At 61.5% G+C, this 14,600-nt stretch carries 26 protein-coding genes; all 26 read right to left on the bottom strand.

The window, feature by feature from the left end; genetic code table 11:
• Positions 1–10: 10 nt before the first annotated feature.
• The 26 genes from dsbD to rpsS all read right to left on the bottom strand — a co-directional run bounded on the left by dsbD (position 11) and on the right by rpsS (position 14,600).
• Complete coding sequence (gene dsbD / locus AC07OZ_RS12040) at positions 11–1,912, bottom strand: protein-disulfide reductase DsbD (RefSeq protein WP_495467321.1); 1,902 nt, start codon at positions 1,910–1,912, stop codon at positions 11–13.
• 177 nt (positions 1,913–2,089) lie between these two features.
• Entirely contained in the window at positions 2,090–2,479 is a 390-nt protein-coding gene (rplQ, locus tag AC07OZ_RS12035) for a 50S ribosomal protein L17 (protein ID WP_495467320.1), read from the bottom strand.
• A 92-nt stretch (positions 2,480–2,571) separates the two neighbouring features.
• Positions 2,572–3,564 carry a DNA-directed RNA polymerase subunit alpha gene (locus tag AC07OZ_RS12030; protein WP_067278809.1) on the bottom strand — a complete coding sequence of 331 codons (993 nt, stop codon included), beginning with the start codon at positions 3,562–3,564 and terminating at the stop codon, positions 2,572–2,574.
• Positions 3,565–3,705: 141 nt separating this feature from the next.
• Entirely contained in the window at positions 3,706–4,329 is a 624-nt protein-coding gene (rpsD, locus tag AC07OZ_RS12025; RefSeq protein WP_495050924.1) for a 30S ribosomal protein S4, read from the bottom strand.
• Between the two features lie 262 nt (positions 4,330–4,591).
• Entirely contained in the window at positions 4,592–4,996 is a 405-nt protein-coding gene (rpsK, locus tag AC07OZ_RS12020) for a 30S ribosomal protein S11 (protein ID WP_088404621.1), read from the bottom strand.
• A gap of 26 nt (positions 4,997–5,022) precedes the next feature.
• Positions 5,023–5,388: a 30S ribosomal protein S13 gene (gene rpsM, locus AC07OZ_RS12015; protein WP_421035259.1), complete on the bottom strand. Its 366-nt coding sequence runs from the start codon at positions 5,386–5,388 to the stop codon at positions 5,023–5,025.
• 37 nt (positions 5,389–5,425) lie between these two features.
• Positions 5,426–5,539: a 50S ribosomal protein L36 gene (gene rpmJ, locus AC07OZ_RS12010; RefSeq protein ID WP_058933616.1), complete on the bottom strand. Its 114-nt coding sequence runs from the start codon at positions 5,537–5,539 to the stop codon at positions 5,426–5,428.
• 62 nt (positions 5,540–5,601) lie between these two features.
• Entirely contained in the window at positions 5,602–5,820 is a 219-nt protein-coding gene (gene infA, locus AC07OZ_RS12005) for a translation initiation factor IF-1 (protein ID WP_088404619.1), read from the bottom strand.
• A gap of 51 nt (positions 5,821–5,871) precedes the next feature.
• Positions 5,872–7,182: a preprotein translocase subunit SecY gene (gene secY, locus AC07OZ_RS12000; RefSeq protein WP_067278819.1), complete on the bottom strand. Its 1,311-nt coding sequence runs from the start codon at positions 7,180–7,182 to the stop codon at positions 5,872–5,874.
• A 26-nt stretch (positions 7,183–7,208) separates the two neighbouring features.
• On the bottom strand, positions 7,209–7,640 hold the full coding sequence (gene rplO / locus AC07OZ_RS11995; RefSeq protein WP_431264845.1) for a 50S ribosomal protein L15: 432 nt from the start codon (positions 7,638–7,640) through the stop codon (positions 7,209–7,211).
• Between the two features lie 25 nt (positions 7,641–7,665).
• Positions 7,666–7,848, bottom strand: coding sequence for a 50S ribosomal protein L30 (rpmD, locus tag AC07OZ_RS11990; protein ID WP_067278823.1), 183 nt, complete (start codon positions 7,846–7,848; stop codon positions 7,666–7,668).
• 16 nt (positions 7,849–7,864) lie between these two features.
• Positions 7,865–8,383, bottom strand: coding sequence for a 30S ribosomal protein S5 (gene rpsE / locus AC07OZ_RS11985; RefSeq protein ID WP_067278825.1), 519 nt, complete (start codon positions 8,381–8,383; stop codon positions 7,865–7,867).
• 18 nt (positions 8,384–8,401) lie between these two features.
• A complete protein-coding gene (gene rplR, locus AC07OZ_RS11980) occupies positions 8,402–8,761 on the bottom strand; it encodes a 50S ribosomal protein L18 (RefSeq protein ID WP_067278827.1) in 360 nt (119 codons plus the stop codon).
• 11 nt (positions 8,762–8,772) lie between these two features.
• A complete protein-coding gene (gene rplF / locus AC07OZ_RS11975) occupies positions 8,773–9,306 on the bottom strand; it encodes a 50S ribosomal protein L6 (protein WP_495467319.1) in 534 nt (177 codons plus the stop codon).
• An 18-nt stretch (positions 9,307–9,324) separates the two neighbouring features.
• A complete protein-coding gene (gene rpsH, locus AC07OZ_RS11970) occupies positions 9,325–9,720 on the bottom strand; it encodes a 30S ribosomal protein S8 (RefSeq protein WP_058933609.1) in 396 nt (131 codons plus the stop codon).
• A 23-nt stretch (positions 9,721–9,743) separates the two neighbouring features.
• Positions 9,744–10,049, bottom strand: coding sequence for a 30S ribosomal protein S14 (gene rpsN, locus AC07OZ_RS11965; protein ID WP_067065192.1), 306 nt, complete (start codon positions 10,047–10,049; stop codon positions 9,744–9,746).
• 8 nt (positions 10,050–10,057) lie between these two features.
• Positions 10,058–10,597: a 50S ribosomal protein L5 gene (gene rplE / locus AC07OZ_RS11960; protein ID WP_495467318.1), complete on the bottom strand. Its 540-nt coding sequence runs from the start codon at positions 10,595–10,597 to the stop codon at positions 10,058–10,060.
• Between the two features lie 10 nt (positions 10,598–10,607).
• A complete protein-coding gene (gene rplX, locus AC07OZ_RS11955) occupies positions 10,608–10,925 on the bottom strand; it encodes a 50S ribosomal protein L24 (protein WP_067278835.1) in 318 nt (105 codons plus the stop codon).
• Positions 10,926–10,950: 25 nt separating this feature from the next.
• Positions 10,951–11,319: a 50S ribosomal protein L14 gene (gene rplN / locus AC07OZ_RS11950; RefSeq protein ID WP_058933605.1), complete on the bottom strand. Its 369-nt coding sequence runs from the start codon at positions 11,317–11,319 to the stop codon at positions 10,951–10,953.
• Between the two features lie 259 nt (positions 11,320–11,578).
• Positions 11,579–12,088 (bottom strand): peroxiredoxin, encoded by a 510-nt coding sequence (locus AC07OZ_RS11945; RefSeq protein ID WP_495467317.1) that lies wholly within the window; start codon positions 12,086–12,088, stop codon positions 11,579–11,581.
• A gap of 160 nt (positions 12,089–12,248) precedes the next feature.
• Entirely contained in the window at positions 12,249–12,518 is a 270-nt protein-coding gene (rpsQ, locus tag AC07OZ_RS11940; protein ID WP_067278841.1) for a 30S ribosomal protein S17, read from the bottom strand.
• Positions 12,515–12,712 (bottom strand): 50S ribosomal protein L29, encoded by a 198-nt coding sequence (rpmC, locus tag AC07OZ_RS11935; RefSeq protein WP_088404614.1) that lies wholly within the window; start codon positions 12,710–12,712, stop codon positions 12,515–12,517. Before rpmC ends, rpsQ begins: the two co-directional genes overlap by 4 nt.
• Before the next feature lie 14 nt (positions 12,713–12,726).
• Positions 12,727–13,143 (bottom strand): 50S ribosomal protein L16, encoded by a 417-nt coding sequence (rplP, locus tag AC07OZ_RS11930; RefSeq protein ID WP_297524278.1) that lies wholly within the window; start codon positions 13,141–13,143, stop codon positions 12,727–12,729.
• Positions 13,144–13,155: 12 nt separating this feature from the next.
• Positions 13,156–13,965, bottom strand: a complete 810-nt coding sequence (rpsC, locus tag AC07OZ_RS11925; RefSeq protein ID WP_067278851.1) for a 30S ribosomal protein S3 — start codon at positions 13,963–13,965, stop codon at positions 13,156–13,158.
• 15 nt (positions 13,966–13,980) lie between these two features.
• Complete coding sequence (gene rplV / locus AC07OZ_RS11920) at positions 13,981–14,310, bottom strand: 50S ribosomal protein L22 (RefSeq protein WP_067283213.1); 330 nt, start codon at positions 14,308–14,310, stop codon at positions 13,981–13,983.
• A gap of 11 nt (positions 14,311–14,321) precedes the next feature.
• Entirely contained in the window at positions 14,322–14,600 is a 279-nt protein-coding gene (rpsS, locus tag AC07OZ_RS11915; protein WP_058933599.1) for a 30S ribosomal protein S19, read from the bottom strand.

Raw genomic sequence — 14,600 nt, 5'->3', positions numbered from 1 at the left:
CTTTCCCGAGTTAGAGCCCTGCCGCCTGCAGAGATTGAAGGAAGCGATCGGCGTCCTGGAATCCGATCACTCGCACGCCGGTCAGCTCCTGGCCCTTCGCATCGAAGAAGATCGTGCCGGGAGGGCCGAAGAGCTTGAAACGCTTCAGCAGCTCGCGATCCCCGGCATTGTTCGCGGTGACATCGGCCTTCAACAGCAGTGCGCCGGTCAATTTGGCCTGCACGCGTGCGTCGGTGAAGGTGAAGCGCTCCATCTCCTTGCACGACACGCACCAGTCCGCGTAGAAGTCGAGCATCACCGGCTTGCCGGCACTGCGCAGCGCTTCGTCGAGTTCGGCGACCGTCGCGATCTTTCGGAAGCTGACTGCGGATGACTCCGCAGACACTGTGGCGCCTGCGGTCTTGCCCGCACCGCCGATGCCGGCGAGCGGCTTCAGCGCATCGGTCCCGCCCGCGGCGACGCCGATGAACTGCGCAACACCGAAGACCATCGCCGCCACCGCCGCACTCTTTCGCAGCCACACACGAGGCGTATTGGCCTCGGTACGCTGGAAGAGTCCCAGCAAGGCCGACACGGCAATCAGCAACGCCCCCCACAGAAGCTGCGCGATCACCGGCGACAGCACCGGCTGGACGATCCACAGCGCCACTGCAAGCAGCAGCAGGCCAAAGAAGTATTTGACCGTCTCCATCCATGCGCCAGCTCGCGGCAGCAGCGTACCGGCCGACAGTCCCAGGAGCAGCAGAGGAACGCTCATCCCCCAGGCAAGCGCAAACAGGGCAAGACCGCCGATGGCGACGTTGCCGGTCTGGCTGATGTAGAGCAGAGCGCCGGCCAGGGGGGCTGCGACGCAGGGGCTGACGATCAACGCGGAGAGCGCGCCCATGACGAACACACTGACGAACTTGCCGGCGGGCAGACGTTGCGTGGCGTCGGACACGCCGCCGGTGAAGCGGCTGGGCAGCTGAATCTCGTAGACGCCGAACATGGACAGTGAGAAGCCGACCAGCAGCAAGGCGAAGAGGGTCAGCACCCAGGGCTTCTGGAGGTAGGCGGCCAAGCCCCCGCCGGCCAGGCCCGCCGCAACGCCGAGCGCCGTGTAGAGCAGCGCCATTCCCAACGAGTAGCTGAAGGCCAGGAAGAAGCCGCGCGCTCGCGAGGGCGCCTCACCCTGGCCAACGATGATGGACGACAGGATCGGCAACATCGGCAGGACGCACGGCGTGAGCGATAGCAGGACGCCGGCGGCGAAGAAGGCGCCGATGATCAACCACAGTCGACCGGACGCGAGGGCATCATCGAGCGGCGATCCCGCCGATGACTTCACGGAGGACGCCTCCTCCCCTTCGGTCGTCTTTGCCAGCGAAGCTTCGGCAGATGTAGCCGCCACTGCATTCGATACGCCGAACCCGCTCAGCGCATCCGGCGCAGCACCGATCTTCACCGCCCCATCGCCGCCGAAGCCCTTCAGCCCCAAGGTCAGTTGACTCTTCATCGGCGGGTAGCACAGGCCCTTGTCGGCGCAGCCTTGCCCCGTCAGCACCAACTTCAAAGGACCTGCGGACAGGGCCTCCACCGGCACCTTGATGCTCAAGTGGTCGCGATAGGTCTCGACCTCCTTCTGAAAGGTCTCGTCAAACTTGCGCTTTGGCGCCGGCCAAACGATGTCACCGAACTTCGCCTCCGCCGCATCCAGCTTGAACTGGTCGCGATACATGTAATAACCGGGTGCGATCGTGAAATTCACCTGGAACTCGCGGTCACCGGTAAGTTGCACGTCGATCTTGAAGGCCTGCTCGGGATCGAGGAAGTCGTCCGCGCGGGCCGGACCGGAGAGCAGTGTGAACAGCAGGAACAGCGCCGGAAGCAGGCGTCGCATCAGGGCAATGGAAGTCATGAACGCGGGGCGCATGCGGTCTCGGGTGAGCCGCCTCGCCGTGAGGTCGGAAAGGCGCGAAGCTTAGCGCCTAGTGGGCTGGCATGACGTTGGACAGGCGTCATGCCCTGCCCGCGATGCGCGTATCGCGGACACACAAGAAAAAAGGCCAGCATTGCTGCTGGCCTTTGATGCGCGGAGGCGGGTCGCTGCTTATTCAGCGGCGCCTTCGCCTTCCACTGCGTCAGGACGATCGACCAGCTCGACGTATGCCATCGGGGCGTTGTCGCCGACACGGAAGCCCATCTTCAGGATGCGCGTGTAGCCGCCCGGACGGGTCGCGAAACGGGGGCCCAGTTCGTTGAACAGTTTCACGACGATGTCGCGGTCGCGCAGGCGGTCGAACGCCAGACGGCGGTTCGCGACAGTCGCTTCCTTGGCCAGGGTGATCAGCGGCTCGACGATGCGACGCAGTTCCTTCGCCTTGGGCAGCGTGGTCTTGATCGCTTCGTGCTTCAGCAGCGAGACCGCCATGTTGCGGAACATCGCGGCGCGGTGTTCGCTGGTGCGGTTGAGTTTACGGAGGCCGTTACGGTGGCGCATGGTGCTTTCCTTCCTTCAGTTATTGCCAGCAGCCGGATCAGGTACTGCCGGGGGCACCGGACGGATCGTCAGACCCGTCCTCTTTCAAAAAATCAACGCTTGTCGAGACCTTGGGGCGGCCAGTTCTCGAGACGCGAACCCAGGGTCAGGCCGCGCGAGGCGAGCACTTCCTTGATTTCGTTGAGCGACTTGCGACCCAGGTTCGGGGTCTTCAGCAGCTCAGTCTCGGTACGCTGGATCAGGTCACCGATGTAATAGATGTTCTCAGCCTTCAGGCAATTGGCCGAGCGCACAGTCAGCTCAAGCTCGTCGACCGGACGCAGCAGGATCGGATCGAAGCTGCTGGAACGGGCGGCCGGGGCCTGGTCGAACACGTCGACCAGATCGGTCCCCTGCAGCTGCGCGAAGACGGCCATCTGCTCGACCAGGATCTTGGCCGAGGCACGGATCGCTTCCTCGGGCGAGATCGCGCCGTTGGTCTCGATCTCCATGACCAGCTTGTCCAGATCGGTACGCTGCTCGACACGGGCGTTCTCGACGGCGTAGCTGACGCGCTTCACCGGGCTGAACGATGCATCCAGCACGATGCGGCCGATGGCCTTGGTCGGCTCGTCGCCGTAGCGGCGCATGTTGCCGGGCACGTAGCCGCGGCCCTTTTCGACCTTGATCTGCATGTCCAGCTTGCCGCCTTGCGACAGGTGGGCGATGACGTGATCCGGATTGATGATCTCGACATCGTGCGGGGTCTGGATGTCGGCGGCCGTGACCGGGCCTTCGCCTTCCTTGCGCAGGACCAGGGTCACTTCCTCACGGTTGTGCAGACGGAACACCACGCCCTTCAGGTTCAGCATGATGTGGACCACATCTTCCTGAACGCCGTCGATGGCGGAGTACTCGTGCAGCACGCCGGCAATCGTCACTTCCGTCGGCGCATAACCCACCATCGAGGACAGCAGCACGCGACGCAGGGCGTTGCCCAGCGTGTGGCCATAGCCGCGTTCGAACGGCTCCAGGATCACCTTGGCGCGATGACCGCCCAGGGGCTCCACAGTGATGGATTTGGGTTTGAGCAAATTCGTTTGCATGAGGTCTTTCTTTCAATACCCTCGGTTCGTTACACCGATAAGGCTGAGGGACCAACCAGGCTCGCCCTCAACAGCTGGCGACACCCGGACGAGGAAAAGCCGAGCAGGCCCTTGCAGGGCCGCTCGGCAGGCACGAAAGAATTAACGCGAGTACAGCTCAACGATCAGCGACTCGTTGATCTCGGCGCCGAACTCGTCGCGATCCGGCGTCTTCTTGAAGATGCCTTCCAGCTTCGTCGCGTCGACGGCCACCCAGGCCGGCAGACCGATCGACTCGGCCAGCTTCAGGCTGTCGACGATGCGCAGCTGCTTCTTGGCCTTCTCACGCACGGCGACCACGTCGCCGGCCTTCACCAGGTAGGAAGCGATGTTCACGACCTCACCGTTCACGGTGATGCTCTTGTGCGAGACCAGCTGGCGGGCTTCCGCGCGGGTCGAGCCGAAGCCCATGCGATAGACGACGTTGTCCAGGCGCGATTCCAGCAGCACCAGCAGGTTGACGCCGGTCGAACCCTTGCGACGCTCGGCTTCAGCGAAGTAGCGGCGGAACTGACGCTCCAGCACGCCATACATCCGCTTGACCTTCTGCTTTTCGCGCAGTTGCAGACCAAAGTCGGACGTGCGCTGACCCGAGGTACGGCCATGCTGACCAGGCTTGGTGTCGAACTTGGCCTTGTCGCTGATGGCGCGGCGTGCGCTCTTCAGGAACAGGTCGGTGCCTTCACGGCGGGAAAGTTTGGCCTTCGGGCCGAGGTAACGTGCCACTTTGCGTGTCCTTCATCAATCTGACGCGAGCTCGGAGACATTCCGGGCAACGCGCGAGTCCGGCCAGTGTTTTTGTAGGCTCGGACGGTGGGCTTCAAGAAGTCTTCGACTTCTACCGGGTCGACGCTTCCATCGACACCTGTTGAGGAGGCATTTCAGCCCACCTCAGCAAAACGGCCGGCTGGCGCGAAAGCGCCAGCCGGCATGTTCTGAACGAACCGGAGATTATCGCACTAATTGCGATCGCTCAGCACAGCCGCTTTTAGATGCGACGGCGCTTCTGCGGACGGCAACCGTTGTGCGGCACCGGCGTCACGTCAGAGATCGAATTGATGCGGATGCCGAGAGCGGCCAACGCGCGCACCGACGACTCGCGACCCGGGCCGGGGCCCTTGATCTTGACGTCCAGATTCTTGATGCCTTGTTCCTGAGCAGCACGGCCGGCCACTTCGGCAGCCACCTGAGCTGCGAAGGGGGTCGACTTGCGCGAGCCCTTGAAACCTTGGCCACCAGAGGAAGCCCAAGACAACGCGCCACCTTGACGATCGGTGATCGTGATGATGGTGTTGTTGAACGAAGCGTGAACGTGGGCGATACCGTCGGCAACGTTCTTGCGAACCTTCTTGCGAACGCGCTGGGCAGCCTGGTTATTGGGTGCTTTTGCCATGGTTAGCTTTCTTCAGATGCCGCAGATTACTTCTTGCCGGTCGCCGCCGACTTGCGCGGACCCTTACGGGTACGGGCATTCGTGCGGGTGCGCTGACCGCGTACCGGCAAGCCACGACGATGGCGGAAGCCGCGATAGCAACCCAGGTCCATCAGGCGCTTGATGTTGATGGACATCTCGCGACGCAGGTCGCCCTCGATGGTCAGACGACCGACTTCCTCGCGGATCTTTTCCAGATCGGAGTCGTTCAGGTCCTTGACCTTCTTGTCCAGCGGGATGCCGCAGTTGTTGCAGATCTTCTGCGCGGTCGTACGGCCAATGCCGTAGATCGAAGTCAGACCGATCTCCGTGTGCTTATGCGGCGGAATGTTGATACCAGCAATACGTGCCATGTGCGTCCTCTAATTCGCTTGCAGTCGTTAGGCCAGATCAGCCTTGGCGCTGCTTGTGCCGCGGATCGGTACAGATCACACGCACCACGCCATTACGACGGATGATCTTGCAATTGCGGCACATCTTCTTGACAGATGCCGAAACTTTCATGGTCTGCTCCTTGACCTACTCTGTTCGCTCAATCAGCGTTGATCCGGGGGTTGCTAAAAAGCTCACTTCGCCCGGAACACGATGCGAGCACGACTCAAATCGTACGGCGTCAATTCAACGGTCACCTTGTCACCGGGAAGGATGCGGATGTAGTGCATCCGCATTTTTCCGGAAATGTGACCGAGAACGACGTGACTGTTTTCCAGTTTGACTCGGAAGGTTGCGTTGGGGAGGTTCTCCAGAATCTCCCCTTGCATTTGAATGACGTCATCTTTCGCCATACCTTCGCACTTGCCAAATTGGATCCAATATTCTCTGTTTGCCTGGCGCCCTCAGTTGGCCTTGAAACTGGCCTTCTTCAACAGCGACTCGTACTGTTGGCTCATCACATAGGACTGGACCTGGGCCCAGAAGTCCATCGTGACAACCACGATGATCAACAGCGAGGTGCCACCAAAGTAGAACGGCACGTTGTACTTCAGCGTCAGGAACTCAGGCAACAGGCAGACGCCGGTGATATACACCGCACCCGCCAGCGTCAGCCGGGACAGGATCTTGTCGATGTGGCGAGCCGTCTGGTCACCAGGACGAATCCCGGGGATGAACGCGCCACTCTTCTTCAGATTGTCTGCAGTCTCACGGCTGTTGAACACCAGAGCCGTATAGAAGAAGCAGAAGAAGACGATCGCGGCCGAGTAAAGCAATACGTAGATCGGTTGTCCCGGACGCAGTGCATCCGAGATGTCCTTCAGCCAGCGCATGCTGTCACCCGTCGCAAACCAACTCACCAGAGTGGTCGGCAGCAAGATGATCGACGACGCGAAGATCGGCGGAATCACCCCCGACATGTTTAGCTTCAGCGGCAGATGCGAGCTTTGACCGCCATACACCTTGTTCCCGACCTGTCTCTTGGCGTAGTTCACCAAGATCTTGCGCTGACCACGTTCAACGAACACAACCAGGTAGGTCACGCCGATGATGATGGCGATCACGAGCAGGCAAGAGATCACGCTCATCGCGCCGGTACGAACCAGCTCAAGCAGACCACCAATGGCTCCCGGCAGACCGGCGGCGATACCGCCGAAGATCAGGATCGAGATACCGTTGCCCAGACCACGCTCCGTGATCTGCTCACCCAGCCACATCAGGAACATCGTGCCTGCGACCAAACTCGTCACCGCAGTGATGCGGAAACCGAAGCCAGGGCTCAACACCAATCCCGGCGAGCTCTCCAGCGCGAAAGCGATGCTCAAGCTCTGGAAGATCGCCAGGCCCAGCGTGCCATAACGCGTGTACTGCGTGATCTTGCGACGCCCAGCCTCGCCTTCCTTCTTCAGCGCTTCCAGACTCGGCACCACGTAAGTCATGAGTTGCATGACGATCGAGGCCGAGATGTAGGGCATGATGCCCAGCGCGAAGACGGTGAAGCGCGACAGCGCCCCGCCCGAGAACATGTTGAACAGGCTCAGGATGCCGCCCTGCTGACCCTTGAACAGCTGCTGGAGCTGCGTCGGATCAATGCCGGGCACGGGGATATGAGCCCCGACACGGTAGACGACCAGTGCGAGAACCAGGAACACAAGGCGGCGACGCAGGTCGCCGAACTTGCCGCTCTTGGCCAACTGTGATGCGTTGCTTGCCACTGCTGCCTAGTCCTGTGCTTGGCTGATCAAGCGACGGAGCCGCCAGCGGCTTCGATCGCCGCCTTCGCGCCGGCCGTAACGCCCAGACCCTTGATGCTCACCTTGCGGGTGATTTCGCCGGACTTGATGACCTTGACAGCCTTGGCCAGCTCGGAAACCAGGCCAACGGCCTTCAGCGTCAGCAGGTCGATCTCTTCGCTGGTCAGCAGGTTCAGTTCCGACAGCGTCACTTCCGCGTTGAACGGGCGAGCCAGCGACTTGAAACCACGCTTGGGCAGGCGACGTTGCAGCGGCATCTGGCCGCCTTCGAAGCCGACCTTATGGAAGCCACCGGCACGCGACTTCTGGCCCTTGTGCCCACGGCCTGCGGTCTTACCCAGACCGGAGCCAATGCCACGGCCCACGCGACGCTTGGCGTGCTTGGAACCGGAAGCCGGCTTGATGGTATTGAGTTGCATCTTGTGTTCCTCGTCGATGCCGTGCTTACAGCACCTGCACCAGGTAGGCGATCTTGTTGATCATGCCGCGGACCGCCGGGGTGTCTTCCAGCGTCTTCGTGCTATTGAGCTTGCGAAGTCCCAGGCCGACCACCGTCGCGCGGTGATCTTCGCGGCAGCCGATCGGGCTGCGGACCAGCTTGACCGTGAGCGTTTTCTTTTCAGACATCTCGATCTCCTGGCGCTCAGTTGAAGATTTCTTCAACCGTCTTGCCGCGCTTCGCTGCCACTTGGGCAGGCGTGGAGCAGCGCTTGAGCGCGTCCAGCGTGGCACGAACCATGTTGTAAGGGTTGGTCGAACCGTGGCTCTTGGTCACGATGTCGGTCACGCCCATCACTTCGAAGACAGCGCGCATCGGGCCGCCGGCGATCACGCCGGTACCAGCCGGAGCCGGCGCCATGATCACGTGCGCAGCGCCGTGCTCACCCACCACGTTGTGCTGGATGGTGCCGTTGCGCAGCTGGACCTTGACCATGTTGCGGCGGGCCGATTCCATCGCCTTTTGCACGGCGACCGGAACTTCCTTGGCCTTGCCCTTGCCCATGCCGATGCGGCCATCGCCGTCACCGACCACGGTCAGCGCAGCGAAGGACAGCGTGCGGCCGCCCTTCACAACCTTCGTGACGCGGTTGACCGCAATCATCTTTTCCTTCAGGCCGTCGTCGTTGCCTTCGGTCTGAGCGCGGGGTTGAAACTTTGCCATTTCCTAATCCTTTGAGCGTCAGAACTGCAGGCCGGCTTCGCGAGCGGCTTCAGCCAGGGCCTTGACACGGCCGTGGTAAGCGAAGCCCGAACGGTCGAAAGCCACCTTCTCGACGCCAGCGGCCTTCGCCTTCTCGGCGATGCGCTTGCCGATCAGGCTTGCGGCGGCCACGTTGCCACCCTTGCCGGACAGCTGCGTGCGCACTTCTTTCTCGGCCGTCGAAGCGGAGGCCAGCACGCGCTGACCGTCTTCGGAGATGACCGAGGCGTAGATATGCAGGTTCGAGCGGAAGACCGTCAGACGGGCCACGCGCTGCAGGGCGATGCGAGCACGCGTTTGACGCGAACGACGCAGGCGTTGTTCCTTCTTGTTCAGCATGGCGCGGCTCCTTACTTCTTCTTGGTCTCTTTGAGGGAGACCTTTTCGTCGGCGTAGCGGATGCCCTTGCCCTTGTAGGGCTCCGGCGGACGGATCGCGCGCACTTCAGCGGCAATCTGACCAACGACCTGGCGATCGGCACCCTTGATCAGGATTTCCGTCTGGGTCGGGCATTCGACCTTGATGCCAGCCGGCATGTCCTTGACGACCGGGTGCGAGAACCCGATCTGCAGGTTCAGCTTCTGGCCCTGGGCTTGGGCGCGGAAACCCACGCCAACCAGGTTCAGCTTCTTTTCGAAGCCCTTGCTGACACCGTTGGCCATGTTGGCCAGCAGGGCGCGCATCGTGCCGCTCATCGCATCGGCTTCTGCCGATTCGTTGACGGGAACGAACGTCAGCTTGCCGCCTTCGAGCTTGACCGTAACCAGCGGGTTCACGGCCACGAACAGGGTACCTTGGGCACCCTTGACGCTGATCTTCTCAGCGCTGATCGTCACTTCCACGCCTTGCGGGAGGACGACCGGCATTTTTCCAACGCGGGACATTGTCTGTCTCTCCTTGGCTTATGCGACGTAGCAGAGCACTTCGCCGCCGACACCGGCTTGACGTGCTTTGCGGTCGGTCATCACGCCCTTCGGGGTGGTGACGATCGCCACACCCAGGCCATTCATGACCTGGGGAATATCGTGGCGGCCCTTGTAGATGCGCAGGCCGGGACGGCTCACGCGCTCGATGCGCTCGATCACCGGACGGCCGGCGTAGTACTTCAGCGCGATCTCGAGCTCGGGACGGGCGGCATCGCCACGCACCGCGAAATCATCGATATAGCCTTCATCCTTCAGGACCTTGGCGATCGCGACCTTCAGCTTCGACGAAGGCATCACGACGCTGGCCTTCTCAACGCTCTGGGCGTTGCGAATGCGGGTCAGCATATCGGCGATAGGATCACTCATGCTCATACGAAATCTCCTAAACCTGCCGATTACCAGCTGGCCTTGACGACACCGGGGATGTCGCCCTTGAAGGCCAGCTCACGAATCTTGTTACGTGCCAGGCCGAACTTGCGGAACGTGCCACGGGGGCGGCCGGTCAGCTCGCAGCGGTTGCGCTGGCGGGTCGGGTTGGCGTTGCGGGGCAGCTTCTGCAGCTCCAGGCGGGCCAGATAGCGCTCTTCATCCGACTTCTTGCTGTCGTCGATGATGGCCTTCAGTTCCGCGTACTTCTTCGCGTACTTGGCGACCAGTTGGGCGCGCTTCAGCTCACGTTGCTTGATCGAGAGTTTTGCCACGGGTCACCTCAGTTCTTGAACGGGAACTTGAACGCAGCCAGGAGTGCCTTGGCTTCGTCGTCCGTCTTGGCCGTCGTCGTGATGCTGATGTTCAGACCACGCAGAGCATCCACCTTGTCGTATTCGATTTCGGGGAAGATGATCTGTTCCTTGACGCCGATGTTGTAGTTGCCGCGACCGTCGAACGAGCGACCCGAGATACCGCGGAAGTCACGCACGCGCGGCAAGGCCACGGTCACGAAGCGGTCCAGGAATTCGTACATCGTGGCGCCACGCAGGGTCACCATGCAGCCGATAGGCACGCCGTCACGAATCTTGAAGCCGGCGATCGCCTTCTTCGACTTCGTCACCACGGGCTTCTGGCCAGCGATCTTGGTCAGGTCACCCAAAGCGTGGTCCATGACCTTCTTGTCGGCGACCGCCTCGCTCACGCCCATGTTCAGCGTGATCTTGGTGATGCGCGGCACTTCCATCACGGACTTGTAGCCGAACTTCTCGGTCAGACCAGGGACGACCTTCTCGCGATAGAACTCTTGCAAACGAGCCATGTCTTACCCCTTAGGCCTTGATCTCTTCGCCGGTCGACTTGAACACGCGCACCCGCTTGCCATCGGCGCCGAGCTTGATGCCCACGCGATCGGCCTTGCCGGAAGCGGCGTTGAAGATCGCCACGTTGGATTGATGGATGGGCATGGACTTGTCGACGATGCCGCCGGTCGTACCCTTCAGCGGGTTCGGCTTGACGTGCTTCTTGACGACGTTGATGCCGTCAATGACGACATGGTCGGCGTCCACACGCAGCGTCACGGTGCCGCGCTTACCCTTGTCGCGGCCGGTCAGGACGATGATCTCGTCGCCTGTGCGAATCTTGTTCATGGCAATACCTTTGTCTGAGCGGGGCTTAGAGCACCTCAGGCGCCAGCGACACGATCTTCATGAAGCGCTCGGTACGCAGTTCGCGCGTGACCGGGCCGAAGATGCGGGTGCCGATGGGCTCCAGCTTGGCGTTCAGCAGCACGGCGGCATTGCCGTCGAACTTGACCAGGGAACCGTCTTGGCGGCGCACACCCTTGGCAGTGCGCACGACCACCGCGTTGTAAACCTCGCCTTTTTTGACGCGGCCACGCGGCGCAGCTTCCTTGATGCTGACCTTGATGATGTCGCCAATATGCGCATAACGACGCTTGGAACCACCAAGCACCTTGATGCACATGACGGACTTGGCGCCAGTGTTGTCCGCGACATCGAGTCGCGATTGCATTTGGATCATGTCTGTCCCCAACTTTTCCCGCTCAGGCAACTGCGACCATCGCAGCCATCCAGAGAGCGGTCAGTCTTGGGCCCGTAAGCCAAATCACCTGTCACCTTGCGGCGACCCGCGTCTGGCCTAAATGGGCAAGAAACCTAGAACCGAAGGCCGCTGCCCTGTGCGCTGGTCACAGGGCCCGTCGAGCGACGGAGCCACCATTCGGCGAAGCAGCGGATTATGCGACAAGCACAATCCGCCTGTCAACTGATGTTGTTGCGCGTCAGAGCGACTGGGCCTGCTTCAGCAACGTCCCGGCGTCGCTGACTTCGAACTTGCCCGGCGCTTCGATATTGAGGCTCTTGACCACGCCGTCCTTGACGAGCATCGAATACCGCTGCGAGCGCAGGCCCATACCCCGCGCGACAAGGTCCAACGTCAGACCAGTGGCCTGGGTGAAGGTGGCGCTACCGTCAGCCATCATCCGGACCTTGCCAGCCGTCTTCTGTTCACGACCCCAGGCACCCATCACAAACGCGTCGTTGACGGACACGCACCAGATCTCGTCCACACCGACCGCCTTGAGCGCATCGGCCAGCGCAACATAGCCAGGAACATGCTGAGCGGAGCAGGTCGGCGTAAACGCACCAGGCAGCGCAAAGATCGCCACGGTCTTCCCCGCAGTCAGCTTCTCGATGTCGAAGCTGTTCGGACCGAGCGAGCAACCTTCGCCCTCAACCTCGATGAATTCCTGCAGATTGCCGGCCGGCAGTCGATCGCCCACTTTCAGCATGTCGCGCTCCTGATTCTGTTGTCGGTGAATGAAAACGGCAGAGTGTGCCGCGAAAAATGAAAAATGGCTGGACACCGGGAATTCCGATGTTCCAGCCATTGACAGCCATGGGTGGTCGCCCACCCCAGGCCACGTCGCGCTTAACGCGCGACATCGGCGATCAGACCAGCTGAGCCTTCTGGACCAGGCGGGTCACGACCCAGCTCTTGGTCTTCGAGAGCGGACGGCCTTCGGCGATCTCGACCACGTCGCCCATCTTGTACTCGCCATTTTCATCATGGGCGTGGTACTTGCGGGAACGGGCCACGATCTTGCCGTAGAGCTCGTGCTTCGCACGGCGCTCAACCAGCACGGTGATCGTCTTGGCGCGCTTGTCGCTGACGACACGACCGATCAGGGTGCGGGTGTTCTTCTCTTGAGCTTGCGTCATTTCGCGGCTCCCTTCTTCTCGGCCAGGATGGTCTTGGCGCGGGCGATGTCACGACGCGTATTGCCCAGCACCGAAGTGTTGGTCAGTTGTTGCGTCGCCTTTTGCATGCGCAGACCAAAGTGGGCCTTCAGCAGATCAGTGACTTCCTTCTTCAAGGCAGCCACGTCTTTCGCGCGCAGTTCAGATGCTTTCATGGGGTGTTCTCCAATCAGGCGCCGAGCTGGCGGGCCACGAAGGTGCAGCGCAGGGGCAGCTTGGCAGCGGCCAGCGTGAACGCCTCGCGCGCCAGAGCCTCAGGCACGCCGTTGATCTCGTAGAGCACCTTGCCGGGCTGGATCTCAGCCACGTAGTACTCCGGGTTGCCCTTGCCGTTGCCCATACGGACTTCGGCAGGCTTTTGCGAGATCGGCTTGTCCGGGAAGATGCGGATGAAGATCCGGCCACCGCGCTTGATATGGCGCGAGATGGCACGGCGAGCCGCTTCGATTTGACGAGCCGTGATACGGCCGCGCTCGGTGGCCTTCAGGCCGAAGTCACCGAAAGCGACGGTCGCGCCGCGGGTAGCAACACCAGTGTTGCGGCCCTTTTGCTCCTTGCGGTATTTGCGACGAGCGGGTTGCAGCATGTTGAGTTCTCCTTACGCCTGACCGCCGTCAGCGGCGGGCTTGCGCACCACACGCTTCGCAGCAGGCTTGTCGCCGCCTTCGGCAGGCTTGTCGCCACGACCACGGCCACCCGGCGCGCCCGGACGGGCATTGCGACGGGGACGACGATCATCTTCGGCACCCGGGGGCGTGTTGATCACGGGGGCCTCGCCATTGGCCAGACGGTCACCGCGATACACCCACACCTTGACGCCGATCACGCCGTAGGTGGTCTTGGCTTCGGAGAAGCCGTAATCGATGTCAGCCTTCAGGGTGTGCAGAGGCACACGGCCTTCGCGATACCACTCGGTACGAGCGATTTCGATGCCGTTCAGACGGCCAGCGGACATGATCTTGATGCCCTGCGCGCCCAGACGCATCGCGTTCTGCATCGCGCGCTTCATGGCGCGGCGGAACATGATGCGCTTTTCGAGCTGCTGGGTGATCGAGTCAGCGATCAGTTGAGCATCGATTTCGGGCTTGCGCACTTCCTCGATGTTGACTGCCACCGGCACGCCCAGACGCTTGGTCAGTTCGGCCTTCAGATTCTCGATGTCCTCGCCCTTCTTGCCGATCACCACGCCCGGACGGGCCGAGAAGATCGTGATGCGGGCATTCTTTGCAGGACGCTCGATCAGGATGCGCGAAACGGCGGCGTTCTTCAGCTTGGCCTTCAGGAACTCGCGAACTTGCAGATCTTCGGCCAGCATCGTGGCGAAGTTCTGGTTGTTCGCGTACCAGCGCGACGCCCAGTTACGGGTGACGGGCAGGCGGAAGCCAGTCGGATGAATTTTCTGTCCCATAGTCTTCCTTCAGGCTCAGTGGCCGACGGTCACGTAGATATGGCAGGTCGGCTTGCTGATGCGATTGCCGCGGCCCTTGGCGCGCGCGGAGAACCGCTTCAGCGTGGTGCCCTGCTCCACGTAGATCGAAGTGACCTTCAGTTCGTCAATGTCGGCACCGTCGTTGTGCTCGGCATTGGCGATCGCCGATTCCAGCGCCTTCTTGATGATCAGCGCGGCCTTCTTCTGGGTGAACTCGAGGATGTTCAGCGCTTGATCCACCTTCTTGCCGCGAATCAGGTCCGCCACCAGGCGGCCCTTATCAAACGACAGGCGGACGCCACGAACGATTGCTTTGGTTTCCATCGTCGTCATCCTTACTTCTTGCCGGCCTTCTTGTCGGCCGGGTGGCCTTTGAAGGTACGGGTCAGAGCAAACTCACCCAGCTTGTGACCGACCATCTGGTCCGACACATAGACCGGCACGTGCTGCTTGCCGTTGTGCACAGCGATCGTCAGACCGATGAACTCGGGCAGGATCGTCGAGCGACGCGACCAGGTCTTGATGGGCTTCTTGTCCTTGATGGCAACGGCCTTGTCGACCTTGGCCATCAGGTGATGGTCCACAAAGGGACCCTTCTTGAGGGAACGAGCCAT

This window comes from Roseateles sp. GW821-FHT09G03 (assembly GCF_059416045.1).
The sequence above is the reverse complement of the archived record's forward strand: the minus strand, read 5'-3'. Positions and strand labels throughout refer to the sequence as shown.